The following is a 2703-nucleotide window of genomic DNA, read 5'->3' on the forward strand; positions in this document are numbered from 1 at the left end:
CCATTGGCCCGCGAACCCCTCCGGCGATTCAAATGCTCGGCGGAAATGAATTCTGCCTCCGCCAAGGTTCCGCCTGCGGCAAAACGCTTGTACTGCGCAAACGCACCGTCCTGCTGTGCGGAGCTCCAATGTCCGCATCTCATCTGTCAACACAAGCTGCAGAAACCTCCTGAAGGGCTAATGCTTCAGGAGGTTTTTACAGCCGGAAAATACCAGGGATTGTTCGTAACGGGTTACCAGCAAGGGATATATCAAATTTCGCTTCGATTGCCCTGTAAGATTTGGAGTCGCTGTGAAGTCTCCGCCAGCAATTTCAATGCCGATGCTTCCAGCACCGCCTGACTGGCCGCCTGCATGATCGGGCAGATCTGTCCCCCCAAGAACTCTCTGTTGGCTTCGCACGGAAGCGATTCATTCGCCCGTGCCGGGGCAGCCGCTGTGGTGCTCCGCCCGCTCCCGTCCCAGGCTGCTTACAGGGTCATCTCCTCCCCCGGCTGAAGGACTTTGGCGGCAAATCCCGCCTCTTTGCAGGCGGCGGCGAATGCCTCCGGATCCTGGGTGATGGCCTGGAAGGTGTTGTAGTGCATGGGGACCGTCAGTCGGGGCCGGATCAGCTTCACTGCCCGGAGGGCATCCGCCGGGCCCATGGTGTAGAAATCTCCGATGGGCAGCAGCGCCACGTCGATGTCCTCGTCTGCCAGCAGGGTCATATCGGTCATCAGGGCCGTGTCTCCGGCGTGATAGATCTTCCTGCCCCCCATCTCAAAAAGGAAGCCGCAGGCAGGACAGCCCGCTGCACCGCCGCCGTGGAGGGCCTGGAAAAACTTGGCGCAGCCAAAGGACAGGCGGACCGTGCCGCCCAGATTTCCGGCGACGCATGCCACCCCCGCAGGGACAAACACCGCATCCGCCAGATCCGCTGTGCAGCAGACCGGCGCACCGGTACGTCTGGCGATGGCGGCTGCATCCCCTACGTGGTCCCCATGGCCGTGGGTGACAAAAATCACGTCCGGGTCCACCTTCTCTGCCCATTCAGGACGGCCAGCCCCGGTGAGGAAGGGGTCCGTCAGGACTTTGTGGACGCCGTCATCCAGCAGAAAGCAGGCATGGCCCAGAAATTGCAGCTTCATATATGCAGCACTCCTTTTTCCAAGATGGGACGGACAGCTGTCAGAGCCTCCGTCGGTTGGTTCTCTTGATGGGATGATATCATATCCGGTGGGCAAAGTAAATTCCAGCCTCCACGAAAAAAGCGGCGCCGGGCTTTTTCGGGCCCGACGCCGTCCGCGTATTCCATCTTTCTTACAGCCGGGCCAGGATGGCATCGCCCATGGCAGCGCAGCCCACCTTCTCACATCCGGGCCGCCAGATGTCGGCGGTGCGGATGCCGTCGTTCAGCACCTGATTCACCGCAGCTTCGATGCAGTCTGCCTCCGCCGCCATATCGAAGCTGTACCGCAGCATCATGGCCGCGGACAGGATGCAGGCGATGGGGTTGATGATATCCTGTCCGGCGATGTCCGGGGCAGAGCCGTGGATGGGCTCGTACAGCCCCCGGGTGCCGTCCCCCAGGCTGGAGGAGGGCACCATGCCGATGCTGCCGGTGATCTCGCTGGCCTCGTCGGACAGGATGTCGCCGAACATGTTCTCCGTGACAATCACGTCGAACTGGGCGGGATCCTTGCAGATCTGCATGGCGCAGTTGTCCACGAACATCTCCCGGTATTCCACGTCCGGGTACTCCGCCGCCAGGCGGTGCATCACCTCCCGCCACAGGCGGCTGGTGTCCAGCACATTGGCCTTGTCCACGCAGGTGAGCTTTTTCCGGCGCTTGCGGGCGGTCTCAAAGCCGATGCGGCCGATCCGCTCGATCTCGTGCTCGGAATAGGGCATGGTGTCCACGGCAACCTTCTCGCCGTTTTCCTCGTAGGTCCTGTGCTCCCCGAAGTAGACGCCGCCGATCAGCTCGCGCACCACAATAAAGTCAATGCCTTTTTCCACGATGGCGGGCTTCAGGGGCGAGGCGTCCGCCAACTGGGGCCAGATTTTGGCAGGGCGGTTGTTGGAGTAAAGCCCCATGCCGGCCCGGAGCCGCAGGAGGCCCTTTTCCGCCCGCTTGTCACCGGGCAGGCCCTCCCACTTGGGGCCGCCGATGGCTCCCAGCAGCACGCTGTCGCTTTGCAGGCACTTGTCCAGTTCCGACTGGGGCAGGGGGTCCCCGTAGGCGTCGATGGCCTCGCCGCCCATCAGGACTTTTGTATAGGTAAAGGTGTGGCCGAATTTCTCAGCCACCGCGTCCAGCACCCGCAGGGCCTGGGTGACGATCTCCGGGCTGGCGCAGTCGCCGTAGATCACCGCGATATTCTTCTCCATACTGCCGCCTCCTTACCGCGCCTGGATGCTGGCCATCAGGCCGCCGGAGCGAATGATCTTCTGGATGAAGGGCGGGAAGGGCTCCGCCTGGAAGGTCTCGCCTGTGGTCTCGTCGGTGATGACGCCGGTGTCAAAGTTCACAGACACCGTGTCCCCCTCCCGGATGGCAGTGCTGGCTGACGGGCACTCCAGGATGGGCAGACCGATGTTGATGGCATTGCGGTAGAAAATCCGGGCAAAGCTGGCGGCGATGACGCAGGCGATGCCGGCGGTCTTGATGGCCAGGGGCGCGTGCTCCCGGCTGGAGCCGCAGCCGAAGTTCTCGCCCCC

Annotated in this window: 2 protein-coding genes and 1 pseudogene; all 3 read right to left on the reverse strand. The window is 62.5% G+C overall.

What is annotated here, in order from left to right; translation table 11 throughout:
• Positions 1-470: 470 nt before the first annotated feature.
• Positions 471-1130, reverse strand: coding sequence for a metal-dependent hydrolase (locus tag HMPREF1546_RS04320; protein WP_021747632.1), 660 nt, complete (start codon positions 1128-1130; stop codon positions 471-473).
• A 172-nt stretch (positions 1131-1302) separates the two neighbouring features.
• Positions 1303-2373, reverse strand: a complete 1071-nt coding sequence (gene leuB / locus HMPREF1546_RS04325) for a 3-isopropylmalate dehydrogenase (RefSeq protein ID WP_021747634.1) — start codon at positions 2371-2373, stop codon at positions 1303-1305.
• A 12-nt stretch (positions 2374-2385) separates the two neighbouring features.
• Positions 2386-2703: pseudogene (leuD, locus tag HMPREF1546_RS04330) on the reverse strand (3-isopropylmalate dehydratase small subunit); the annotation flags it as partial.

The organism is Oscillibacter sp. KLE 1745, assembly GCF_000469445.2.
GTDB classification, from domain to species: Bacteria; Bacillota; Clostridia; order Oscillospirales; family Oscillospiraceae; genus Oscillibacter; species Oscillibacter welbionis.